Source organism: Actinomadura sp. 3N508 (assembly GCF_044326375.1).
In the GTDB taxonomy this organism is placed as follows: domain Bacteria; phylum Actinomycetota; class Actinomycetes; order Streptosporangiales; family Streptosporangiaceae; genus Spirillospora.
Genome location: NZ_JBIRAX010000009.1, coordinates 371,781 through 396,057, shown reverse-complemented (window position 1 = coordinate 396,057; position 24,277 = coordinate 371,781). Strand labels below are relative to the sequence as shown.

The 24,277-nt window shown below is 72.3% G+C and carries 17 protein-coding genes; 10 read left to right on the top strand and 7 right to left on the bottom strand.

Features of this window, described 5'->3' with window-relative positions:
* Window positions 1-19: 19 nt before the first annotated feature.
* Entirely contained in the window at window positions 20-3,643 is a 3,624-nt protein-coding gene (gene mfd, locus ACH34S_RS30160; RefSeq protein ID WP_395956217.1) for a transcription-repair coupling factor, read from the bottom strand.
* Window positions 3,644-3,925: 282 nt separating this feature from the next.
* Between mfd and ACH34S_RS30155 the strand changes: the two genes are divergently transcribed.
* The 5 genes from ACH34S_RS30155 (at window position 3,926) to ACH34S_RS30135 (ending at window position 9,347) form a co-directional block, all read left to right on the top strand.
* Window positions 3,926-4,633, top strand: coding sequence for a class I SAM-dependent methyltransferase (locus ACH34S_RS30155; protein ID WP_395956216.1), 708 nt, complete (start codon window positions 3,926-3,928; stop codon window positions 4,631-4,633).
* Between the two features lie 131 nt (window positions 4,634-4,764).
* Window positions 4,765-6,255: an adenylyl-sulfate kinase gene (gene cysC / locus ACH34S_RS30150; RefSeq protein ID WP_395956215.1), complete on the top strand. Its 1,491-nt coding sequence runs from the start codon at window positions 4,765-4,767 to the stop codon at window positions 6,253-6,255.
* Between the two features lie 128 nt (window positions 6,256-6,383).
* Complete coding sequence (locus tag ACH34S_RS30145; RefSeq protein WP_395956214.1) at window positions 6,384-7,328, top strand: sulfite exporter TauE/SafE family protein; 945 nt, start codon at window positions 6,384-6,386, stop codon at window positions 7,326-7,328.
* Window positions 7,329-7,443: 115 nt separating this feature from the next.
* Window positions 7,444-8,496, top strand: a complete 1,053-nt coding sequence (locus ACH34S_RS30140; protein ID WP_395956213.1) for a hypothetical protein — start codon at window positions 7,444-7,446, stop codon at window positions 8,494-8,496.
* A complete protein-coding gene (locus ACH34S_RS30135; RefSeq protein ID WP_395956212.1) occupies window positions 8,496-9,347 on the top strand; it encodes a phosphatase PAP2 family protein in 852 nt (283 codons plus the stop codon). The genes ACH34S_RS30140 and ACH34S_RS30135 overlap by 1 nt, the downstream gene beginning before the upstream one ends.
* On the opposite strand, the gene ACH34S_RS30130 is transcribed toward ACH34S_RS30135, so the two are convergent.
* Both ACH34S_RS30130 and ACH34S_RS30125 read right to left on the bottom strand, forming a co-directional pair.
* Entirely contained in the window at window positions 9,325-10,368 is a 1,044-nt protein-coding gene (locus ACH34S_RS30130; protein ID WP_395956211.1) for a hypothetical protein, read from the bottom strand. The two genes, ACH34S_RS30135 and ACH34S_RS30130, sit on opposite strands and share 23 nt — an antisense overlap.
* Before the next feature lie 139 nt (window positions 10,369-10,507).
* The gene (locus ACH34S_RS30125) at window positions 10,508-12,514 is read right to left on the bottom strand and encodes a hypothetical protein (RefSeq protein ID WP_395956210.1); all 2,007 of its coding nucleotides are present in this window, start codon (window positions 12,512-12,514) and stop codon (window positions 10,508-10,510) included.
* Window positions 12,515-12,940: 426 nt separating this feature from the next.
* On the opposite strand from ACH34S_RS30125, the gene ACH34S_RS30120 reads away from it, so the two are divergent.
* Genes ACH34S_RS30120 through ACH34S_RS30100 form a run of 5 tightly spaced genes read left to right on the top strand, consistent with a single transcriptional unit; the run spans window position 12,941 to window position 20,057 of the window.
* Entirely contained in the window at window positions 12,941-14,776 is a 1,836-nt protein-coding gene (locus tag ACH34S_RS30120; protein ID WP_395956209.1) for a Wzz/FepE/Etk N-terminal domain-containing protein, read from the top strand.
* Between the two features lie 24 nt (window positions 14,777-14,800).
* On the top strand, window positions 14,801-16,426 hold the full coding sequence (locus ACH34S_RS30115; RefSeq protein ID WP_395956208.1) for an O-antigen ligase family protein: 1,626 nt from the start codon (window positions 14,801-14,803) through the stop codon (window positions 16,424-16,426).
* Window positions 16,389-17,594, top strand: a complete 1,206-nt coding sequence (locus ACH34S_RS30110) for a hypothetical protein (protein ID WP_395956207.1) — start codon at window positions 16,389-16,391, stop codon at window positions 17,592-17,594. Before ACH34S_RS30115 ends, ACH34S_RS30110 begins: the two co-directional genes overlap by 38 nt.
* Window positions 17,587-18,462: a sulfotransferase gene (locus ACH34S_RS30105; protein WP_395956206.1), complete on the top strand. Its 876-nt coding sequence runs from the start codon at window positions 17,587-17,589 to the stop codon at window positions 18,460-18,462. The genes ACH34S_RS30110 and ACH34S_RS30105 overlap by 8 nt, the downstream gene beginning before the upstream one ends.
* Window positions 18,459-20,057, top strand: a complete 1,599-nt coding sequence (locus tag ACH34S_RS30100) for a flippase (RefSeq protein WP_395956205.1) — start codon at window positions 18,459-18,461, stop codon at window positions 20,055-20,057. Before ACH34S_RS30105 ends, ACH34S_RS30100 begins: the two co-directional genes overlap by 4 nt.
* Here ACH34S_RS30100 and ACH34S_RS30095 read toward each other — a convergent pair.
* From ACH34S_RS30095 to ACH34S_RS30080, 4 genes are all read right to left on the bottom strand, one after another.
* Entirely contained in the window at window positions 20,054-20,842 is a 789-nt protein-coding gene (locus tag ACH34S_RS30095; protein WP_395956204.1) for a WecB/TagA/CpsF family glycosyltransferase, read from the bottom strand. The genes ACH34S_RS30100 and ACH34S_RS30095 overlap by 4 nt on opposite strands.
* Window positions 20,839-21,777 carry a glycosyltransferase family 2 protein gene (locus ACH34S_RS30090; protein WP_395956203.1) on the bottom strand — a complete coding sequence of 313 codons (939 nt, stop codon included), beginning with the start codon at window positions 21,775-21,777 and terminating at the stop codon, window positions 20,839-20,841. Before ACH34S_RS30090 ends, ACH34S_RS30095 begins: the two co-directional genes overlap by 4 nt.
* A 13-nt stretch (window positions 21,778-21,790) precedes the next feature.
* The gene (locus ACH34S_RS30085; protein ID WP_395956202.1) at window positions 21,791-22,789 is read right to left on the bottom strand and encodes a sulfotransferase; all 999 of its coding nucleotides are present in this window, start codon (window positions 22,787-22,789) and stop codon (window positions 21,791-21,793) included.
* 171 nt (window positions 22,790-22,960) lie between these two features.
* A complete protein-coding gene (locus ACH34S_RS30080) occupies window positions 22,961-24,223 on the bottom strand; it encodes a sulfate adenylyltransferase subunit 1 (protein ID WP_395956242.1) in 1,263 nt (420 codons plus the stop codon).
* Between the last annotated feature and the right edge of the window lie 54 nt (window positions 24,224-24,277).

Sequence of the window (24,277 nt, the reverse complement as noted above, 5' to 3'; positions counted from 1 at the left end):
TAGATCAAGTCGCGCCAGACTACCGGCTGCCAGAGGCGGCGGGTGCCTCCAGAAACAGCGCTTGAACCAGGTCGGTGGCCCAGCGGAGGAGGTCCTGGTCGCGGAGCGGGCGGCCGCCGATCTGGGCGGTCTTCGGTGCCGGGACGAGCAGGGTGTCGGTCGCCGGCTTGAGGATGCTCTTCGGGTACAGCCGCTGCAGCCTGACCTGCTTGGAGTCGGGCAGGCGCGCCGGGCTGAACTTGATGAAGTTGCCCTGGACGGTCACGTCCGCGAGCCCGGCACGGCGCGCCTTCGTCCGGAACCGCGCCACCTCGAGGAGGTTCAGCACCGGGACGGGCAGCGGCCCGAACCGGTCCTTCAGCTCGTCGTGGACGGCGCCGATCTCGTCCTCGGACGTGATCGCGGCGATGCGGCGGTAGGCGTCCAGCCGGAGCCGCTCGCCCGGGACGTACTCGTGCGGCAGGTGCGCGTCGACGGGCAGCTCGACCTTCGTCTCCACGGCCTCCGGCTCGCGGCCGCCGCCTTCCTTGAGGTCCTTGACCGCCTCCCCGACCATCCGGACGTACAGGTCGAACCCGACGCCCGCGACGTGCCCGGACTGCTCGGCACCGAGGATGTTGCCCGCGCCGCGGATCTCCAGGTCCTTCATCGCGACGTACATGCCCGCGCCGATCTCGGTGTGCTGCGCGAGCGTCGCGAGCCGCTCGTGCGCCGTCTCGGTGAGCGGCTGCTCCGGCTGGTAGAGGAAGTAGGAGTAGGCGCGCTCCCGGCCGCGCCCGACGCGCCCGCGGAGCTGATGGAGCTGCGACAGGCCGTACATGTCGGCGCGGTCGACGATCAGGGTGTTGGCGTTCGGCACGTCCAGGCCGGACTCGACGATCGTGGTCGCGACGAGGACGTCGTAGTTCTTCTCCCAGAAGTCGACCATGACCTTTTCGAGCTCGTTCTCGTTCATCTGGCCGTGCGCGATGCCGATCCGCGCCTCCGGGACGAGCCTGGCCAGGTTCGCCGCGACCTTGTTGATCGACCGGACCCGGTTGTGCACGAAGAACACCTGGCCCTCGCGCAGCAGCTCGCGCCGGATCGCCGCGGCGATCTGCTTCTCCTCGTACGGCCCGACGAACGTCAGGACGGGATGCCGCTCCTCCGGCGGGGTCAGGATGGTCGACATCTCCCGGATGCCGGTCAGGCCCATCTCCAGCGTCCGCGGGATCGGGGTCGCGGACATCGCGAGGACGTCCACCTGCGTCCGGAGGCGCTTCAGCTCCTCCTTGTGCTCGACGCCGAACCGCTGCTCCTCGTCGATGATCACCAGGCCGAGGTTCTTGAAGCGGGTCTGCGACGACAGGATGCGGTGCGTGCCGACGATGACGTCGACGGTGCCGTCCGCCATCCCGCGCAGCGTCTCGTTGATCTCACCGTCGGACTGGAACCGGCTGATCGGCTTCACCACGACGGGGAACGCCGCGAACCGCTCGGTGAACGTCGACATGTGCTGCTGCACCAGCAGCGTCGTCGGGACGAGCACCGCGACCTGCTTGCCGTCCTGGACGGCCTTGAACGCCGCCCGCACCGCGATCTCCGTCTTGCCGTAGCCGACGTCGCCGCAGATCAGCCGGTCCATCGGGACGGGCTTCTCCATGTCGAGCTTGACCTCGTCGATGGCGGCGAGCTGGTCGGGCGTCTCCACGTAGGGGAACGCGTCCTCCAGCTCCCGCTGCCACGGGGTGTCGGGGCCGAACGGGTGGCCGGGGCTCGCCATCCGCGCCGAGTACAGCCGGATCAGCTCCCCGGCGATCTGCTTGACGGCCTTGCGGGCGCGGGACTTGGCCTTCTGCCAGTCGGCGCCGCCGAGCCGGTGCAGGCTCGGCGCCTCGCCGCCGACGTAGCGGGTCAGCTCTTCGAGCTGGTCGGTCGGGACGAACAGCCGGTCGCTCTTGGCGTACTCCAGGATCAGGTACTCGCGGGTGGCGCCCTGGACCGTCCGGCTGACCATCTCGACGTAGCGTCCGACGCCGTGCTGCTCGTGCACGACGTAGTCGCCGGCCTTGAGCTGCAGGGGGTCGATGCCGCCGCGCCGCCGCGACGGCAGCCGCCGCGCATCTTTGGTGGACGACTTCTGCCCGGACAGGTCGGTCTCCGTCAGCACCGCGAGCTTGACCGACTCCCAGGTGAACCCGGTGTCCAGCAGCCCGGTCGTGACGGTGACGACCGATGGGGTGGGCGGCCCGGCGAGGTCGTCGAGCCGCGCGCCGACGCCCTCCTCCCCGGCGAGCTGGACGAGCCGCTCCGCGGGACCGTGCCCGGCGGTGACCATCACCACGCGCCAGCCGCCGTCGATCCAGCCCTTGAGGTCGCCGACGACCCGCATCGTGTCGCCCCGGTACGCCTCCGCAGGCTGCACGCCCAGATTCAGCGCGTCGCCCTCATCACTCAGGGGGGACGCCCCCCCTGTACCCCCCGCACTCGCTCCGCTCGCATTGAGGGGGTTGAGCGCTGTCACGCTCCATCGGGGCAGGCCCAGCTCCGTGCTGTGCGCGCGGACCTCCTCCAGCGACCGGAACGCGGCGGCGCCCAGGTCGATCGGCGCCTCTCCCCCGGCGGCGGCGTTGACCCAGCTCGCCTCCAGGAACTCCTGGCTCGTCCGGACGAGCTCGTCCGCGCGGGTGCGGATCCGCTCCGGCTCGCACACCAGCAGCGCCGAGCCGTCCGGCAGCAGGTCGGTCAGCAGCTCCATGCGCTCGGCGAGGACGGGCGAGAACGCCTCCATGCCCTCGACGGTGTCGCCGTCCGCGATCCGGCCGAGGACCTCCTCCAGCGCCGGATGCTCCTCGGCCAGCAGCTTCGCCCGCTCGCGGACCTGCTCCGTCAGCGGCAGCTCGCGGCACGGCGGCGCCCAGAGCCCGTCCTGTGCGACTTCGAGCGAACGCTGGTCGGCGGCCTTGAAGTAGCGGATCTCCTCGACGGTGTCGCCCCAGAACTCCACCCGGAGCGGGTGCTCCTCGGTCGGCGGGAACACGTCCAGGATGCCGCCGCGCACCGCGATCTCGCCGCGCTTCTCCACCAGGTCGACGCGGTGGTACCCGGCCTCGACCAGGCTGCGGACGGCGTCGTCCATGTCGGCGTCCTCGCCGGACACCAGCCGGACGGGCTCCAGGTCGGCGAGGCCGGACACGATCGGCTGGAGCACGGCGCGGATCGGCGTGACGACGACGTCCAGCGCCCCGCCCTTGCCCGCACCGCCCATGCTTTTCTCGGTGCCCGACTCTTCCTCGGTGGGCGGGCCGCCCGTGCCCGGGTGGACGAGACGGCGCAGCACGGCGATCCGCTGCCCGACCGTGTCGGAACGCGGCGACAGCTTCTCGTGCGGCAGCGTCTCCCACGCCGGGAAGTGCGCGACGCGGCCCGGGTCGAGGAGGCTCGACAGCGCCGCCGTCAGATCTTCGGCCTCGCGTCCTGTGGCCGTCACGGCGAGGACGACACCGCCCCCGGCGTCCCCGCCGATGCGGCGGCTCAGCGCGGCCGCCAGGATCGGCCACAGCGAGGACGGCGCGACGATCTCCTGATCCGTCCGTGCCGTCTGGAGGGCGCGCGCCAACCCGGGATCGGTGCTCGCGAGATCAACAAGTCCAGAAAGCGTCATCGTCGCCGTTTCGTTTAGTAGGGCCGTCTCGTTAGCAGGGCCGTTTCGCCGGCGGAGCCGCCGGCCGGCCGGAGCAGGGCAGCCCGAAAACCCGGGAATCCCACCTGGATCCCGGTACCGGATTCCAGGGTACGCGCCGCCTCACCCGCTCGTTCAGGCGATGCCACAGCTCGCGGACAGGACCGGCGGAGGGACGAGCGCCGCAACGCAGCGCGACACGGCCATTACCAAGAATAGGCAAATAGCGGACGGAACGCAGTCGGTCGATTACGCTGCGATACTGTGACCGATCTGCGTACGCCGCCGGTCAGCGACGGCGATCTCTTCTCGCAACGCGCTCGCCAGTACGCCCAAGAGAAGCCCCTGCAGCGGATCCACATCCTGGAAGCGGGCTGCGGCTGGGGGACGGGCTTGGACCTCGGCGACCGCGAGCACCACGTCACGGGCGTCGACATCGACTCCCCCGACCTGCGCGCCGCCACCTCCGCGCGGTCCGACCTGGACGCCTGGCACCTCGGCGACCTGCGGACCGTGCCGCTGCCGCCGCGCGCCTTCGACATCGTCCACGCCTCGTTCCTGATCGAGCGCGTCCCGCACGCCGAGCTGGTCCTCGACCGGTTCGTCGCCGCGCTGAAGCCCGGCGGGCTGCTGCTGGTCCGGCTCCGCGACCGCAACACCGCCTTCGGCTTCCTCGACCGCACGGTCCCGAACTGGTTGCACGTCGCCGGCCGGACGGGCCTGCCCCCGGCCATCTACGACCGGGTCGCGTCGCGGTCGGGCATGCAGTGGTACTGCGTCATGCGCGGGCTGGTGATCGCCGAGGAGTACACGTCCCGGCAGGCGATCAAGGCTCTCGGGGCCGGAACCGGCCTCGCCGAGCTGCTGTGCCGGCTGGTCTCGGTGCTCGGCCGTGGCCGCCTTCCCGCGGACCACAGCGAGGTCACGCTCGTGATCCGCAAACCAGAGAACCGTTTCGCCAGGGTCATCTGACTCCCCCGCACAGGCGGGGCGGTGGTGCGTGCGCCCGGCCCGGCGCAGTATTTTTCCTGCGGAAACTCCATTCATTCCAGTCCGGCCGCCGCGCCCTGACCGGCGGCGCCGACTCAAGATCGGAGATCGCGGTGACCGCCGAGTCCGGCCTGCCCGACACGCTGCGCGACCTGCCCGCCTGGACCCCCGGTCCGGTGGAGCTCGCCGACCTGGAGCTGGTCCTGGCCGGCGTGTACCGGCCGCTGACCGGGTTCCTCGGCTCCTACGACACCGCGATGGTGATCGCCGGCGGGCGGCTGGCCGACGGGACCCCGTGGCCGGTCCCGGTCACGCTGTCGGTCCCGAAGGAGCTGACCGACCAGGAGCGGATCGTCCTGCAGGATCCGGAGGGCGTGCCGGTCGCGGTCCTGAAGGTGGACGAGGCGTGGCAGGACCCGACGACCCGGGACTGGCGGCTCGCCGGGCCGCTGGAGGCCCTCCGCGCCCCCGCCCACGGACCGTTCCACGGCCTGCGGCGCCGCCCCGACGAGCTCGCCGCCGTCGAAGGGAACGTTCTAGCGGTGGCCGTCCGCGAACCGCTGCACCGCAAGCAGCTCGGCCAGCTGAGGCAGGTCGCCGAGCGGCTCGGCGCAGGGCCCGGGGCGGTCCTCGTGCTGCCGCTGCTGGGCGGCGAGCACGACGAGTCGCTCGTCCGGGCGCTGCTCGGCGTCCGCAAGGAGCTGCCGGACGGCGCGCGGATCATCCCCGTCCCGCTCCCGGCGCGCGGGGAGCAGGGCGTCCAGGAGAAGCGGGACGTCCACCTCCACGCGCACGTCGCCGCCGCGTACGGCGCCACGCATCTGCTCGGCGAGCACGAGATCGAGGACACGGCGATCCCGGTCGTCGTGCCGGAGCCGTGGGCCTACGACGCCGACGTCGAGGTGTGGCGGCCGGTCGCGCGCATCGAGCCCGACCACGTCCAGGCCGAGCTGACCCGGGAGCGGCTGAACGAGCTGCTGGACGCCGGCGAGCCAATCCCCGACTGGTTCACCCCGCCCGCCGTCGCCGCCGAACTGGCGCTGGCCCGGCCGCCGAAGCTGTCGCGCGGCATGACGGTGTTCTTCACCGGCCTGTCCGGCTCGGGCAAGTCGACGGTCGCGCGCGGCCTCGCCGACGCGCTGATCGAGCGCGGCGGCCGGACGGTCACGCTGCTGGACGGCGACGTCGTGCGGCGGATGCTGTCGTCCGGCCTGACGTTCTCGCGCGCCGACCGCGACCTCAACATCCGGCGCATCGGGTTCGTCGCCGCCGAGATCACCCGGCACGGCGGCACCGCGATCTGCGCGCCGATCGCGCCGTACGCGGCGACCCGCGCGGAGGTCCGCCGGATGGTGTCCGCCGTCGGCGACTTCGTCCTGGTGCACGTCGCGACGCCGCTGGAGGAGTGCGAGCGGCGCGACCGCAAGGGCCTGTACGCCAAGGCCCGCGCGGGCGTGATCCCCGAGTTCACCGGCATCTCCGACCCCTACGAGGCCCCGGTCGACGCCGATCTGACGCTCGACACGTCCCGGATGACGCCGGACGAGGCGGTCGCGAAGGTCCTGGACCTGCTGGTGGACGGCGGCTGGGTACGCTCCGCGTAGTTCCGGCTACGCAAACGCGATAAATAACGAACCGAGGGGTTCACTCGGGCATACCAGGGTTACCAGGTCTGGATGGGCTCCTTTACCCTGTTGGACGAGTATCCCTACAAAGCTGGTAGGTCATGCCGATGGACTTCGATTGGACGATGGCGCTGGGTTCGTTCCTCGTCGCCATCATCGTCGGGCTGACCGGCATGGGCGGCGGCGCCCTGATGACGCCGATGCTCGTGACGTTCTTCGGGGTCAGCCCGCTCGCCGCCGTGTCGAGCGACCTGGTGGCCGCGGCGGTGATGAAACCCGTCGGCAGCGCGGTGCACTACCGCCAGGGCACCATCGACATGCGGCTGGTCGCCTGGCTGTGCGCCGGTTCGGTGCCGGCGGCGTTCTCCGGCGTCCTGCTCGCGCGGGCGCTAGGCCACGGCGGCGAGGTCGAGGAAATCATCAGCAAGGCCATGGGCGCCGCGCTCATGATCGCCGCCGTGGGCCTCGTGCTGCGCGGCTACCTGTCCCGCCGCGCGGGCGCCAGCCCCGACGCCGCGGAGGAGAAGACCAGCGGGACGGCGCCGAAGGTCAAGGTCCGTCCGGTGCCGACCGTGGTGGTCGGCGCGGTCGGCGGGCTCGTCGTCGGCATCACCTCGGTCGGCTCCGGCTCGCTCATCATCGTCGCGCTGCTGGCCCTCTACCCGGCGCTGAAGGCCAACCAGCTCGTCGGCACCGACCTGCTCCAGGCCGTCCCGCTGGTGCTCGCGGCCGCAATCGGCCACCTGCTGTTCGGCGACTTCCAGATGGAGGTCACGACCGCCCTGCTCGTCGGCTCCATCCCCGGCGTCTACCTCGGCTCGCGGATCTCCTCGCGCGCCCCCGGCGGGATCATCCGCCGTATCCTGGCGATCGTCCTGGTCGCGTCGTCCCTGAAGATGTTCGGCCTGGGTGCGGTCCCGCTGGCCTGGACGATGACCGCGCTGATCGCCGGCTCCGCCGCCGTATGGCTCGTCCTGCGCCGGCGCACCGCCCGTGGCCTCCGCGCCGAGGCGGACACGGTCAGGGTGCCGCCGGACGAGCTCGTCCGCTGAGCACCTGAAATAGGCGGAAACGCGACCAGAAGCCCGGTAACCACCAGTACGGTGGTCCCCTATCCGTTCGCCCTGAGCAACCCCCCGCCCTGAGCAAGAAGGACCGTCACTCGTGATGCCGCATTCCATCCGGCGCGTCCAGGCGGGGCGAGTCCGCCGCCTGACGCCCGCCGTTCTGGCCGCCTGCGTGGCGCTGCTCGCCATCCCCGGGCCGCCCGCCGCACAGGCCGCCGACACCGCGGCCCTCGCCGCGCCGCGGACCGCCCCGGGCGCGCTCGCCGCGGCTCCGAACGGCATCGACCTCGAGGACGTCGTCCAGGGCCTCACCGAGAACGGCGGGCTCTACATCGCGCCCGACGTCCAGGACCTGAGCGACGGCCAGCTCGACCGGCTCCGCTCCCCGCTGGAGGGGGCCCGCCTCCCGGTCTACATCGCGATCTTCCCGGCCGGCACGCTGCCCGCCCGCAACACCGCCTTCAACCAGCTGATCGTGGACATCTACAAAGCGGTCAAGCGCAAGGGCACCTACGCCGTCGTGGTCGGCAAGACGGTCCGCGCCTACTCGTGGAGCTTCGCGCCGAGCACGACCGCGAAGGCGTGGGCGAGCGCGCGGCGGGGCGGCGGCGGCAGCCTGATCAACGAGCTCTCGCTGTTCGCGCGCAGCGCGGGCAGCGCGGCGCCCGGCAAGGCCGGCCCCGGACCGGACGTCGGCACGGAGAGCCCCGTCGCCACGCCCCCGCCCCCGCCCGACGAGAAGGCCGCGACCGACCCCGGAGCGGCACCGGAGGACGAGGGTTCCCCGATCGGCCTGATCGCGGGCGGCGTGGCGGCCGTCGCGCTGGCCGCGGGCGGCGCGGTGTTCCTGCTCCGCCGCAGGCAGAAGCCCGCCCTCTCCCCGGCGGGCGGCCCCGCCCCCGGCGCGAGCGGCCCGGGTGGTCCGGGCGGCCCAGGTGGTCCGGGTGGTCCGGGTGGTCCGGGCGGTCCGGGCGGTCCGGGCGGTCCCGGTGGCCCGGGCGGTCCGCGTCCGAGTGGCCCCGGTGGTCCCGGTGCCGCCGCGCAGGCGCCCCCGCAGCCGCCGGGCAGCGTGCCGCCGCCCGGAGGCGCGCAGCCGAACAACCCGCGGCCCGGTGGCTCCGCGAGCGGCGACGGCCGTCCTGAGGGCCGTTGATGGCCGCGCTCATCGCCTTCTGCCTGCTCGGCATGGTCCTGTCGTTCGTCCTCGGGTACGTCGTGACGGCCCGTCCGGCGGGCGCCGGCACGGGGGCGGTCGTGCGGCTGCGCACCGCCCGCGCGCAGCTCGACCGGACGCTCGGCCCGTTCGGTTCCTTCGTCGTCTTCCTCGGCGCGGGAACCTTCCTGGTCACCGCGGTGTGCCTGCCCCTCGGCGAGCTGTGCCAGCGGCTCCTCAAGGCCCACGACGTCCCGATGTTCGACCTCGCACAGCGCCACGTGCGGCCCGGCGCGTTCACGGACACGATGAAGCTCATCACGCAGTCGGGGAACGTGTGGCAGACCCGGTACGTCGGGCTGGGCGCGGCGATCGTCCTCACGCTCGTCGCCCTCAGGCTGCGCCGCCGCCCGTGGGTGCCGGTGGTGCTGATCGGCTTGGTCATCCTGGTGGAGCGGTTCCAGCAGACCGGGCTCGCCAAGCTGGTCGACCGGGGCCACCCGCCGACGACGCTCGGCACCTACCCGTCGGGCGGCTGCGCCCGGCTGATCTCGATCTACGGCGTGATCGTGCTGATCACACTGACCTACCTGCGGGCCGGACCGCGGACGCGCGCCATCGTGTGGGGCGCGCTCGCCGCGTTCGCGTTCCTGGAGGGGTACACGCGCTGGCATCTCAGCAAGCACTGGATCACCGACGTGTACGCCGGCTGGATCTACGGCTACCTGCTGCTGGCCGTGGCCGTGTTCGCGGGCCGGTCGCTGCTCGCCGAGCGCGGGGACGGCGACGGTGACGCGGGGTCGTCCGCGGACGGCGAGCGCGAGCCGGTCAGGGCGGCGTCAGGCGGTTGAAGTCCGGCATTTCAACGACCTTCCGGAATGCATTCGCCGAGGCGCCCGTGGCGTTCCACCTCGTGTCGCCCACGGGCGTCTTCGGCGACTCGAAGTAGAGCAGCCCCTTCAGCCGGGGGTAGCTCGGCAGCTGCCGCGGGACGGACGCGAAGAACCGCCGGCTGAAATCCGGGTCGTTCTTGCGGTTCACGGTGCCCCATTCGGCGAGCATCAGCGGCTTCTTCGGAAACCGCTTCGACGCCCATTCATAGAATCCGGGCCATGCCGGGTAATCCGGGCGCGTCTTGTTGACCAGGGTGGCGAAGTCGTTCACCCATTTGTCCGCGTACAGGTCGGCGGCGACCCAGTCGATCACGTCGTCGCCCGGGTAGAGGTCGTTGAACCAGGGCTGCGCGCCCCAGTTCGGGACGCCCATGTACGCCATCACGGTCACCGCGTTGTCCACGCCGCCGGCCCGCAGCCGCTTGATCACGTACCGGACCATGGCGGCGTAGTCGCGGGCGGTGAAGCCCGACCCGGGCGCCGGCCGGACCTCCTCCTCGGGCTCGTGGTGGACGGCGAGGAAGAACCGGTCCGGGTAGACGTCGCGGATGCGGCGGGCGACGTCGTCGATGTGCTGGTCGACGGCCGGGTCACCGGCGGCGACCTGCGCCCACGTCCGGCCCAGCTCGGGCTTCCAGTTGAGGAAGAGCAGCCGGGGGCGGCCGCCGTCGCGCGCCATCGCGATCTCGCGGTCGGTCGGGAAGATCTCCCCGTCCCGGTGGTACAGGTGGACGGCGTCGGCGGGGCGGCGGGTCTTGTCCTCCCAGTCGGCGAGGGCCCGCTCCGTCGACTTGTTCGTGAAGACGCCCGGCGCGACGCCCCACCACCGGCCGCACTCGGGGACCAGCTTGGCGGAGACCGCGCAGCCGGGGCCCTTCTGCTCGGAGTCCCCCCCGATGGAGATGCCGACCGCGACGCCCACCACCAACGCGACGGCGCTCGCCGTCCCGGCGAGCGCCCAGCGCACCTTCCTCGTCATGGCAATCAAAAACAGAACTCCACTCGTACCTAAGGCGATGCACCAAGGGCGTCGTAGACAAGGGCCAGGCGCCCACCGTATTCGGGCGGGCGCCCGGCCCCATCTCGCTATCTAGCTATGGATCATCCGGCGCTGCTGATCAGCCGACGAACAGGCCGCGGCCCCGCCAGTCCTCGCTGCTGATCACGGTGGGGCTGCCGCTCGGCACGCCGCCGGTGAACGTCACCGCGTTCAGCTTGCCGTCGGCGGCGACGTAGTAGAGCTTGCCACCCGAGACGAACATCCCGCGGACGTTCGACCAGCCGGAGGACACCGCGACGTTCTCCGAGCCGAGGATCCCGCTCTCCGGCGTGAAGGACCGGTAGAACAGCGAGTCGTTGCCGGCCCGGGTGTAGTACATCCGGCCGTTGTCGTAGAACATCCCGAGCGTCAGGCCGCCCGTCAGCGAGCTGTAGAAGTCGGGCACGGTGCCCTTCCAGGACGGCTCGTCGGCGTCCCACTGCGCGTTCGCGTAGGGGTTGACGACCTGCTCGGCTCCGACGGTGACGCCGTTGAAGGTGCGCTTGTACAGCGCGCCGTCGGCCTTGGCGTACCAGAGGACGCCGTCGATCAGCATCGTGCCGCGCACGTCCGACCAGTTCATGCCGCCCGCGACCGCCTCGGGGACCTCGGGGCCGACCGTCGTGCCGTTGACCGTGCGCGAGACCAGCTTGTTGGGCTGGAGGACCGCGCCCGGCGCGGCGACGTACACCTTGCCGGGAAGCTGCTTGGTCACGTCCTCCGGCAGCGTCGACCCGCCCGCGAACGGGAAGAAGCCGATCTTCCCGCGGAACTTCTGCGACGACGGCGGCAGGAAGTAGTTAGTGTCGCTGCCGACCCAAACGCCGTCGGCGGTCACCAGGATCGACCACGCGCCGTCGCCGCGGGGGTCACGGCCCGGGTTCCAGGAGAACGGGACGCCGTTGCGCGGGTCGAGCGCGGCCAGGCCCGGCCGGGTCACCGCGCCCGCGCGGGACCTGTCGCGGCCCAGCGGGTTGTTGGACCAGCGGGGGTGCCCGCCGACGAACACGGCCGAGTCGGAGATGGCGATCGAGTCGAGCGTGTCGCCGCCCGTGTAGTTCGCCCACGCCGGCTTCACGTTCAGGCCGCTGTCGTCGTTGTTCCAGCGGGTCGCGCTGTCGCAGAGCTGGGTGGTGCCGCCCGGGCCGCCGGTCGTGGCGACCGCCACGTACTTGCCGTCGGGCGACATCGCCATGTCGCGGACGTAGCTGTCGAAGACGGTGGCACACGGGGAGGCGAACCCGTCGGTCTTCCAGTTCGCGTCGACCGCGTCGGCGGCGTCGCCGAGGTTCAGCCGGGCGAACTGGCGCCGCTCCGCGCCGCCGACCGAGCTGAAGTTCCCGATCGCGTACATCTTGGTGCCGTCCGGGGTGGCCTCGATCCGCCGGACGACGGTGACACCGCCGTTGTGGATGCCGCTGAACGGGACGATGCCGAACTTGGTCGACAGGCCGCCCGTCGTCGGGCTCAGCGCCGCGAGGCCCTTGCGGTTCGCGCCCGCGACCGAGGTGAACTGCCCGGCGATGTACACCCGGCCTTTCGACACCTCGATGTCGAAGACAGCGCCGCCCTTGATGCCCGGCGTCTTCCAGGTGCCGTTGGCGGTCTCCTTGCCGGTGGCCACATCGAGCCGGGCGAGCTTCGGCCGGGCGGCGCCGTTGACGGTGTTGAACTTGCCGCCGACGAGCACCGACTTGCCGTCCGCCCCGGGCGCGAGCGCCTCGACCGTGCTGTCGAGCTGGGGACGGAACGTGGGGTCGAGTCGCTTGGTCGTCGCGTTGATGGCCAGCAGGTGGGTCACCGGGTACGTCGTCTCGCCCTGCTTGACCGACCGGAACTTGCCACCAACGATGATCTTGTCGCCGACCTGGGTCATCGCGTAGACCACGCCGGCCCAGCCGCCCTGGTTCGGCTCGATATTGGGGGTTCCGCCGTAGGGCGTCTCGACGGGCATCTTCCCGGCGGCGAGGGCGGCACTGGCGACGACCGGGACCTGACGGCCCTCGGCGAACTGCGGGGCGGCCACTAGGCCGATCCCTGCCAATGCCGTCACCGCAACCGCGGTCTCACGGCGCAGACGCGACACTTATGCCTCCTTGGCGGGGAATCATCGGTAAGAAGAAAGTGGTGACCAATGCGCCCATGGTGTCGCAGGTACATGCTCATGAGACGAGAGTTACCCGACTGATACTTATGGGGGGAGCCTGCGGTAGCATAGCGGTGGCTCGACCCGGCCGCCAGGCCGCATCCGGCAACCGGACGGCACGCGGCGACAGGCTAATAACGGACGGTGACGGACGCGGAGCGAAATGGCCCCCCGTTCACTTACCTCCCCGTCCACATACGTCGGATCCGCGCCGGTGATGTCCGGCCGCACGCCGATTGTCGGAACCATGCCCGTCGAATCGATATAGTGACCGCGACGCCACGCCCCCCACCTCATCCGGCGGCCAGCCCCACAGACCAGGCAGTTCGCGCGGCGGCGGGGCGGTGACCGCGGAAAGGGACTGAAGTGTCGTCTAGATCAGCGCCCTCCAAGGAGTTCGTCGACTACACAGGGTTGATTCGACGGCGCTGGGGGATCGTTCTGTGCTGCGCCGCGTTCGTCCTGGCGGGCGTCGCCGCGTACACGTTCACGCTGGCGAAGACCTACACCGCCGAGGCGCAGGTGCTCGTCGCGCCGACCGGGTTCGACGACACCGCGCCCGAGGCGGCCAAGAGCAAGCTCGACGTCAACCTCGACACCGAGGCCCAGGTCGCCAAGTCGCTCGAGGTCGCCAAGGAGGCCAAGCGGCTCCTCAAGTACGAGGACACCGAGAACCACCTGCTGTCGCACGTCGCGGTCTCGGTCCCGCCGAACTCGGGCGTCCTGACCATCGCCTTCACCGACGACTCGGCCCGCGGCGCCGCGAACGGCGCGAACCTCTTCGCCCAGGCGTACCTCAACCAGCGCACGGCGTCCGCGCAGGCCAACCTGAAGGCCCAGATGGACGTCATCAGCAAGAAGATCCAGGAGCTGAGCGAGGAGAACAAGGTCCTGCTGGACAAGATCCCCCGCTACACCGGCGCCGCCCGCACCTACGCGCGCAGCCAGCAGGGGATCATCAGCCGCCAGATCACCGAGCTGACCGGCCGGCTGGGCTCGCTCACCACCACCACGATCAACCCCGGCCGGATCATCAGCACCGCCGCCACGCCCACCCGGCCGAGCGGCCCGAACGTGCCGCTCTACCTCACCGGCGGGCTCATGGTCGGGCTGCTGGCCGGCCTCGGCGCCGGCGCCGTCCGCGACCGTCTCGACACCCGGCTGCGCAGCGCGGCGGACGTGGAGCGGATGCTGGACATGCCCGTCCTGCTGGAACTCCACCCGGCGGGCAAGGGCGACCGCCTCGGCCTGCTGCCCGCCCGCAGCCGCAACGGGCAGGAAGTGCACGAGCTGAGCCACCAGCTCAACGCCGTCCTCGGGCACGGCAACCATGTGATCCTCGTGACGAGCGCCACCGAGGGCCCCGGCGCGGGCCTGTCGGCCGCGAACCTGGCCGCGGCGCTCGCCCGCACCCAGTCCCGGGTCGCGCTGGTCTGCGCCGACCTGCACTCCCAGGAGTCGGCGCGGCTGACGGAGGCGCCGGCGAGCGTCGGGCTCGCCGAGGTCCTGCTCGGCAAGCGGTCGCTCCGCAACGCGATGGTCCGCTCGCCCGTGCAGAAGCGGCTGTGGGTCGTCCCGCCGGGCGTCGACACCGACCTCGCCTACGAGCTGCTCCAGACGCGGCAGATGGTCCACATCATCGACCAGCTCCGCTCCAACACCGACTACGTCGTGATCGACGCGCCGTCCACCGCCAGCAGCGCCGACGCGCAGGCGATCGCCGAGGCCGCCGACACCGCGCTGGTCGTCGTGGAGGTCCCGGACGCCCGGCGCAAGGACGTCGAGGAGTCGGTGCGCGCGCTCGACCGGATGAGCGTCGCGGTGCTCGGCACGCTCGTCGTCCCGGCCCAGCCGCACTCCACCGCGCGCCTGCAGCCGCGCCGCGCCCCGCGCCCCGCGCCCGGTGCGGCCTCGCCCTCCGGGACGGGCTCGCCCTCCGGTTCGGCCACATCCGGTCCGGCCATCGACCTGGAGGCGTTCGGGGACGGGCCCGCGGACCGCACCCTCGTCGACCCGCCCCGCGACCGTCCCGTCGGCGACCGCGCGGTCGCCGGGCCGCGCCGGGCGGTCGCCAAGCCCGCCGACGACGGGGAGAGCGAGCACCGCGCCCCGGCCAACGGCAGCGAGCCGGACACGACGTCGGTGATCCCCCGCTTCAGCAGCGGGCATGCGGACACGGACGACGAGTCCGGCCGCCTCTGAGCCGTCCCGACACGATCCGAGCCGATGCCTACCCCCGCGAAGACGTCCGCGAGCCCTGCGCCGGAAGCCGCGCCGGGCGGTCCGGCGCCACCGACGCGGAGCGAGGAACCGCTGCCGACCCGGCTGCGCCAGCTGCCGCGCTCGACCTGGCCGCTGATCGCGCTGCTCGTCGGCTACCCCGTGTGGTGGCTCGTCGGCCTCGGCGTGTTCAGCTTCGTCATCTGCGCCGTGCCGATGGTGCTGGTGCTGCTCAACCGGCGCCCGATGCACGTCCCGCCCGGCTTCGGGCTGTGGGTGCTGTTCCTGATCTGGTACGTGGTCAGCCTGTCCATGCTCAGCGAGAACCCGCCCGGCGCGTACGGCGAGTTCGGCCTCGGGCGGATCATCTCGGTCCTGGTGCGGCTGGCCATGTACCTCGCGTCCGCGGTCATCGTGCTGTACATCGGCAACCTCAGCGAGCGTGAGCTGCCGCGGCTGCTGCTCGTGCGGATGCTCGGGGCGATGTTCGTCACGACCACGTTCGGCGGGCTGCTCGGCGTCGTGTTCCCGAACTTCACCGTCACGCCGCTGTTCGGGATGCTGCTGCCCGCACGGGTGCGCTCCGACTCGTTCGTGCAGAACATCATCAATCCCACCGCGTCGCAGATCCACTGGGTCGGCGCGGTCAAGGCCGTCCGCCCCGAGGCCCCCTTCGAGTGGGCCAACACCTGGGGGAACAACTACTCGATCCTGCTGATCTGGTTCGTTCTCGGGTGGTGGGTGTACGCGTCCCGCAAGCGCCGGATGCTGGGCGTGGGGATCTTCGCGCTGTCGCTGATCCCGGTGGTCTACGGGCTGAACCGCGGGCTGTGGCTCGGCATCGGGGTCAGCGTCCTCTACATCCTCGTCCGGCTGGCGCTGCGCGGCCGGACCATGGCGCTCGGCGTGGGGGCGGTCGCGCTGGTGCTCGGCGGCACCGCGTTCGTGATGTCGCCGCTGTACGCCCAGGTCGAGACCAGGCTCGACAACCCGCAGAGCAACAGCATCCGCGCCTACACGCGCGCGAAGACGATCGAGGCGACGTTCAACTCGCCCATCATCGGCTACGGCAACACGCGCTACGCGGTCGGCAGCGACAAGACGGTCGTCACCGGCAAGACGCAGGCGTGCCCGCAGTGCAAGCACCCGCCGCTCGGCTCCGACGGCCAGCTGTGGCTGCTGCTGATCTCGCAGGGCTTCGTGGGGGCGGGCCTGTACGTCCTGTTCTTCCTGAACGCGATCCGGCGATATTGGCGGGACGTCTCCCCGATCGCGACGGGCGGCGTCCTGACGATGATGCTCGTGCTGTACTACATGACGATCTACGACGGGCTCTACACGCCGCTGCCGCTCTACCTGCTGTCCTTCGCGGTGATGTGGCGCAACGGCATGGACCTGGCGCCGCCGCGCATCGAGCCTGTCGCGGTGCGCGCCAAGCGGGCCCGCGACAAGGCGCTCAGCGCCGCCCGGACACGGCGGCTGCTGGAGACGAAGACGCGCCGCGCCGCACTGTCGACGCGCACGAACGGCAGGCCCATCCGGATCGGGGAAGGGCAGCGGGGTCGGGAAGGGCAAAGTACTCGGGAGGGGCACAGTGAGCGACACGGCGGACCGGCTGGCGGCACTGAATGAGACGGCCCGGCTGCTGTGGCCCGAACCGGCCCGCGTCACCTTCGGCTCCGGGGACCGGCTGCTAGCGCCCGGCGCCCGCCGGCCGAGGATGCTGCTGCCCGCCGACCGGGCGGCGTCCGTCGCGGCGCTGCGCGCCTACGGGCGGGTCGACTCGCGCGCCGCGCGGGCGGTGACGGCCGGGCTGATCTGGTCGCTGCGCGGCGGTGTCGCGCGGGCGGTGCTGCGGCGGGGCATGCGGGTGGACGTCCCCGAAGGCGCCGAGACCATCGAGACGTACCTGAGCGCGGCGCTGGGACGTCCGGTGTGCGCGGCGCTTTACGCGCGGCCCGCTGGGCGTGCCAACGACAAGCCTGTTCTGCAGGCGCTGTCCCCCGGCTCGAGCGGTCCCCCGGTGGCGTTCGTCAAGGTCGGGATCAACGAGCTGACGGGACGGCTCGTCCGCGCCGAGGCTGAGGCGCTGGCGAAGCTGCCGCGCGCGGCGGACGCCGTGGTCCGGGCCCCTGAGGTGCTGCATTTCGGGTCGTGGCGGGGGCTGGACGTCCTGGCGCTGACCCCGCTGCCGACGTGGGAGCCGGGCCGTCCCGTCGCGCCGGACACGCTGGCCGCCGCCCTCCGCGAGATCGCCGAGTCGGCCGGGACGCAGCGCATCCGCCTGCCGGTCTCGCCCTACTGGAACGCTCTCAACGACCGCATCGCCGCGCTGCCCGGCGAGGCGGCGGACCGGCTGCGCGCCGCGCTCGCGGCGATCGGCGAACGGCACGGCGACGCCGAACTCGTCTTCGGTTCCTGGCACGGCGACTTCACCCCCTGGAACGCCTGCGGCTCGGGCGGCGGGCTGCTGGTGTGGGACTGGGAGCGGTTCTCCGGCGACGTTCCCGTGGGCTTCGACGCGCTGCACCACCGCCTCCAGCAGGCGGTCTCCGACCCGGCGGCCGACCCTGCGCGGGCGGCGTCCGGCTGCGTCCGCGACGCGGCCGGCACGCTCGCCCCGCATGCCGTGGAGCCCGCGCAGGCGCCGCTCGTCGCGCGGCTGTACCTCGCCGAACTCGCCGCGCGCTATCTCGCCGACCGGCAGGCCGAGGCGGGCGCCCGTCTCGGCGATGTCGGGGCGTGGCTTCTTCCCGCCCTCTCCGAGGGCTTGCACGAAACGAAGGAAACGAATGGCTGACAAGCACCAGGCAGCGCGTCCCCCCGGGCACAAGCGGCTGGCCCAGGCCGCCGCCGTCTCCGCGGGCAAGGCCACCCACCGCGCCCGCATGCTGCCCGGATTCCTCATCGTCGGCGGCCAGCGCTGCGGGACGACGTCGATGTACCGGACGCTCAGCCAGCACCCGGCGCTGCTCAAGGCCCTGTGGCACAAGGGTGTCCACTACTTCGACACCGGCTACGACAAGGGCCCCGCCTGGTACCAGGGGCACTTCCCGCTGCGGACGACGGCCGCGCGCGTCGAGCGCCGGCACGGGGTGAAGCCGCTGGCGTTCGAGTCGTCGCCGTACTACGGGTTCCATCCGCTGGCCGGGGCGCGGATCGCCGCCGACCTGCCCGGGGTGAAGCTGCTGATGCTCGTCCGCGACCCGGTGGAGCGCGCCTACTCGGCGCACTCGCACGAGCTGGGACGCGGCTTCGAGACCGAGCCGTTCGAGAAGGCGGTGGAGCTGGAGGAGGAGCGGCTGGCGGGCGAGGCCGAGCGGCTGGCGGCCGACCCGTCCGCGACGAGCCACGCCCTCCAGCACAACGCCTACCTCGCGCGGAGCCGGTACATCGAGCAGATCGAGCGGCTGGAGAAGCTGGTGGGCCGCGACCGCCTCCACGTCGTGGACAGCCACGAGTTCTTCACCGAGCCGGAGACCGTGTACAAGGGCGTCCTTGACTTCCTCGGCGTCCCGCCGCTCGGCTCGCCGGTGTTCGAGCGGCACAACGCGCGCAGCCGCTCCCCGCTGCCGGACGAGCTGCGGGCGCGCCTCGACGAGTACTTCCGCCCGTACGACGAGCGGCTGGCGGAGTGGCTCGGCCGCACCCCGTCCTGGCGCCGGTGAGCGCCCCCACGACCGGCGCGGTCCCGGGCCCGGGCGAAGGCGCGGGCACGGGCTCGGAACCGGAGGGGTCGAAGGGGTCGAAGGGCTCGGACGTCGGGTCGCTCGCCCGTGGCGGCGCGCTGAACATCGCGGGCGCGGGGATCTCGGCGGTGACGCAGCTCGTCGTCGTCGCCATCATCACCAACGCCTTCTCGCAGGACGAGGCGGGCATCCTGTTCGCCGCGACGTCGGCGTTCCTGCTGTTCGGCGCGATCTGCGAGCTCGGGACGCAGACGAGCCTGGTCTACTTCATCGCCCGGTTCCGCTCGCTCGACCGCAAGGAGTGGATCGGTCCGATCGTCCGGCTGGCGCTGCGGCCGATGCTGCTGTTCTCCGCGGTGCTCGGCGTCGCGCTCTTCGTCGCGGCGCCGTGGGTGGCCGAGGCGATGATCCGCGGCGACTCCGGTGACGGCGTCACCTACCTGCGGGTGCTGGCGGTGTTCCTGCCGGTGATGAACCTGTCGGCCGGGTCGCTGGCGGCGACGCAGGGGTTCCGGCGGATGCGGCCGGCGGTGCTGATCGAGAACATCGGCCGCCCGCTGCTGCAGCTCGCCGCGGTCGGCGCGGTGGCGGTGGCCGGGGCGTCCGGGCTCATCGCGGTCGCGTGGGCCGGGCCGTACCTGCCCGCCGCGGTGCTGGCCGTCCTCGCGATGCTCGCGCTGGTCCGCCGCACCGCACCGGCCGACGGGTCCGCACCGGACGTCCCGGCGGATCTCGGCCGCCAGTTCTGGGGCTACGCGCTGCCGCGCGGGCTCGCGGGCATCACCCAGATCCTGCTGCAGCGCATGGACATCCTGCTGGTCGCGTCGATGCTCGGCGCCCGCGACGCGGCGATCTACACCGCGGCGTCGCGGCTGCGCGTCGTCGGGCAGCTCGCCAACCAGGCCATCTCGCAGGCCGTCCAGCCGCAGCTGTCGGAGGTGCTCGCGCACGACGACCGCCGCTCGGCCAACACCCTCTACCAGACCGCCACGAGCTGGCTGATGCTGGCGAACTGGCCGCTGTTCCTGCTCGCGGTGATGTTCGCCGAACCGCTGCTGCGGCTGTTCGGGGAGGGCTACCGCGACGGCGTGCCGGTGATCGTGGTGCTGGCGGTCGCGATGCTGCTGCGCGCGGGGACGGGCATGGTCGAGGTCGTCCTGATGATGGCGGGCAAGACCACCTGGAACCTCGCGAACATCGTGCTCGCGCTCGGCGTGAACGTCGTCGTCAGCGTCCTGCTCATCCCGCACATCGGGATCATGGGCGCGGCGCTCGGCAACGGCGCGGCGCTGCTGGCCCGCAACGTCATCCCGCTGCTCCAGCTCAAGATGAAGCTGAGCCTGCACCCGTTCGGGCGGGGTTCGCTGGCGTCCGCGGCGCTGGCGGGCGTGTGCTTCGGCGCGGTCCCGCTGGTCGTGCGGCTGACGGCGGGCGACGGGCTCATCGAGCTGGTCGCCTCCGCCGCCGTCGGCACCGTCGGATACGTCGCGGGCCTCTACCTGCTGCGCCGCCCGCTGCGCCTGGACGAGGCCGCGCGCTCGATCCTGCGCCGCGGACGGCGTGCGGCGGCCTAGGAGCGGCGGTAGCGGTCTCGCGCGCAGCCGGTGAGGAACCGCGCCGCGAACGGCAGGTCGTGCAGGATGTAGCGGCTGAACAGGCGGCGGGGCTCGCTCGCCAGCCGGTGCAGCCACTCCAGGCCCGACCGCTGCATCCACTCCGGCGCGCGCTCGATCTCGCCCGCCGCGAACGGGATCGCTGCGCCGCACCCCACGAACCAGGCGCCGGGCAGCGCGGGCCGCAGGACGGTGATGAGCCGGTCCTGGCGGGGGAAGCCGAGGCCGACGAACACCAGGTCGGGCTTGGCCGCCGCGAGGTCGGCGGCGACCGCGGCGACCTGGTCGGCGTCCCGGTCGAAGCCCATCGGCGGCGCCGACGCGCCCGCGACGCGCAGCCCCGGATACCGCTCGGCGAGGACCTCACCGGCCCGCTCGGGGACGCCCGGCGCGCCCCCGCCCAGCAGGTAGATCGACCGGCCGTCGCGCGCCATGGCCTCGCTCAGCGTCCAGATGAGGGACGCCCCGGTGACGCGGGCGGGCAGCGGGCGGCGGGCGAGCCGCGCGCCCCACAGGATCGGCGTCCCGTCGGCGACGACGAGGTCGGCGCCGGTGACGAGCGACCGCGCCTCCGCGTCCCGCCGGGCCAGCCGCATGATGTCGATGTTCGGCGTCACCAGGTGGCCGCCCGCACCGTCCGCGACACCGGCGGCGACGTGCTCGACGACCTGCTCCTCGGTCAGCGCGTCGAACGGCACACCGCGCAAGACGACCCGTGACGCGTTCTCCGCCACGTCGCCGGTCATATGCCGTGCCCCCGCGAGTGGAGGGTCCGCAGCACGCGCTCGTCGGAGACGATGCCGGACGCGACCGCCAGCGCGAACGGCACGCGCCGCTCCCGCCAGTTCGCGCGCAGCGCCCGCCGCGACCAGGTCAGCGCCTCCCGGCGGTGGCCGAGGCCCGCCTTCCAGAACGCGATCTGCGCGTAGACGCGGGCCGACCCGACCGGGTCGGCGGCCAGCTCCGGGTGGTGCTCCAGCATCCACCGCAGACCGTCGATCTTGGTGGCGTACTCGCCGGCGAACAGCGACGACCGGCCCCACAGCACCCGGACCAGCGGCTCGTCGACGTTCACGATCGGGTGCCGGCGGGCGGCGCGCAGCGCGAAGTCCCAGTCCTCGTTCTGGCCCGCCGGGATGGTCTCGTCCACCAGCCCGATCCCGTCCGGCTCGGTGAGGGCCGCGCGGCGCGCCAGGTACGTGGAGGAGTGGACCATCACCATCCGGGACCGGACGAGGTCGGCGTGCGTCACCTCGGCGGCGCCCGCGAGGCGCGCGTTGCCGCCGCCGCGGAACTCCACGAGGATGCCGCAGCTCGCGAGCACCGCGTCCGGTCGCTCCGCGAGCGCGGCCGTCTGCGCGGACAGCTTCTCCGGCAGCCACTTGTCGTCGTCGTCGCAGAACGCCACCAGCTCGGTGTCCAGCGCGAGGATGCCGGTGTTGCGCGCCCCCGCCAGGCCCGGAGTGCGGTCGTTGGTGACGACGGTGACGCGGCCGTCCGCGCCGGGCACGTCCGCGAGCGACGGGTCGGGCTCGGCACGGTCGTACACGATCACGACCCGCAGCTCGCCCGGATAGTCCTGGGCCAGGACGGCGTCCAGCGCCGCGCGCAGCAGCTCCGGACGGTTGTGCGTGGGGATCACCACGCCGACGGACGGATGCCCGTCCCGCTCCCGCGTCATGCGCCGTCCCCCATCATGCATCGCCTCCGAGATAGCTGTAGTGGCGCAGCAGCGGCAGCGTCATGGCGGTGACCCTGCGCTGGTCGGCGGGCGGGAGCGCGGTCCGCCACCGGTCATCGGACCGGACGTCGATGTGCCCGGTGCGGAACCGCATCGGGTTGCCGGACGCCGTGTGGTTCGCGGTCAGCTCCGCGCCGCCGGCACCGACGAAGGCCAGCGCCTCGTCGCCGGCGGGCAGGCCCGCGAAACGGGCGATGTCGCGGAGCCGGGCGCGCGGATCGGCCACGAAGTCCTCGTAGCGCATCCGCCGCACCCGCACGCCCCGGCGGGCGAGGAGCTGGTAGGCGCCGTTCTCGGCGTTCCAGTGGACGGCGGTGCGGGGCGGCGACCATTGCGTCATGTACTCGTCGCCGCCCTTGTCGGCCTCCGGGCGCCGCACCTCGCGCGTCCACGAGTAGGCCACGCCGCGGCTGTCCCGGACGACGTGCAGCACCCGCAGGTCGAGGCGGCCGGAGCGGGCCGCCCAGCGCAGGCAGAACGCCAGCGACGCCTGCTTGCTGGAGTCGATCAGGACGGACGCGCCCGTCTCCGCCGCGACGGCCCGGTACAACCGCAGGTAGTGGTCGACGTACTCGGCCACGAGCACCGCCCGGTCGGCCGGGAGCCGGTCGCGGGCGAGCGCCGGGATGTACCGGGTCCGGTCGACGGCGGCGCGCAGCTCGGCGAGCCGTTCCAGGTCGAGCACGTCCCAGCCGCCGAACGCGGCCTCCCCGGCGCGCCGCCACACCGGGCACTCGCCGAACGGGACGCCGCAGCCGCACCGCTCCCCCGCGTGCACGCCGCGCTCCCACAGGTGGATGACCTCGCCGAGCGCCATCGCCCCGGGCAGCTCGCCGAGCAGCCGCTCGACCAGCGTGGTCCCGCTGCGGCCGAGGCCGCCGAGGAACAGGACGCGGGGCGGGTCCGTCCGGTCCGCGGGCCCGGTCTCGGCTCCGGCGGGCTCAGCGGACACGTCCGCGCTCCGGTGGGGGGACACGCGTCATCGGCTCGACCTCGCAGGTTCGGGGGGTGTAGGGAGCCCATTGTTCCGCACCTCACCGGGCGATGTGACCCGGTTCAGTGTGATGCGTCTGCTTTGTACAGCGTGTTCTGCGCTGCGTGCTCGTGTGCTGCGCTCCCCCGGCTACCGGGTGGCGGTGATCATGCCGGCGCCGACGGTGTTGTTGGTGGCCTCGTCGATGAGGATGAACCCGCCGGTGAGCCGGTTGCGGCCGTAGTCGTCGACGAACAGCGGCTGCGTGACCCGGAGCGAGACGCGGCCGATCTCGTTCAGCTCCAGCGCCGTGGCCTGGTCGTCGCGGTGCAGCGTGTTGACGTCCAGCCGGTAGTGCAGGTCCTTCACCAGCGCGCGGGCCGTGCGGGTCGTGTGCTTGATGATCAGCTTGGAGCGCGGCGCGAGGGTGCGGTCGGGGGTCATCCAGCACACCATCGCGTCGATGTCCTGCGCGACCTCGGGCCGGTTGTGCGGGCGCGCGATCATGTCGCCGCGGGAGATGTCGATGTCGTCGGCGAGGCGCAGCGTGACCGACATCGGCGCGTACGCCTCGTCCACCGGGCCGCGCGGGCCGTCGATGTGCGTGATCGTCGTCGTCAGCCCGGACGGCAGGTGCACGACCTCGTCACCGGGCTTGAGGACGCCGCCCGCGACCTGCCCCGCGTAGCCGCGGTAGTCGTGCAGCTCCGGGTCGGTGGACGCGTGCGGCCGGATCACGTACTGCACCGGGAACCGCACGTCGATCAGGTTCCGGTCGGACGCGATGTGCACGTGCTCCAGGTGGTGCAGCAGCGACGACCCCTCGTACCAGGGCATGTTCACGCTGCGCTGGACGACGTTGTCGCCGTGCAGCGCCGAGATCGGGATGAACGTCATGTCCGTCACCTCCAGCTTGGAGGCGAACGCGGTGAACTCGTCCACGATCCGCTCGTAGACGCCCTGGTCGTAGTCGACGAGGTCCATCTTGTTGATCGCGACGACGAGGTGCGGGACCTGCAGCAGCGTGGTCAGGAACGCGTGCCGCCGGGACTGCTCCAGGATGCCCTTGCGGGCGTCCACCAGGATGATCGCGAGGTCGGCTGTCGACGCGCCCGTCACCATGTTCCGGGTGTACTGGATGTGCCCCGGGGTGTCGGCGATGATGAACTTGCGGCGCGGCGTCGCGAAGTAGCGGTACGCCACGTCGATCGTGATGCCCTGCTCCCGCTCGGCGCGCAGCCCGTCGGTCAGCAGCGCCAGGTTCGTGTACTCCTCGCCGCGGTCGGCGCTGGTCTTCTCCACCGACTCCAGCTGATCCTCGAAGATCGACTTGGAGTCGAACAGCAGCCGCCCGATCAGCGTGGACTTGCCGTCGTCGACGCTGCCGGCGGTCGCGAACCGCAGAAGATCCATGCTCTTGGCGGACGGGGTGTTCGCGGTGGAAGGCCCCTGGGCGGCCTCGTTCGA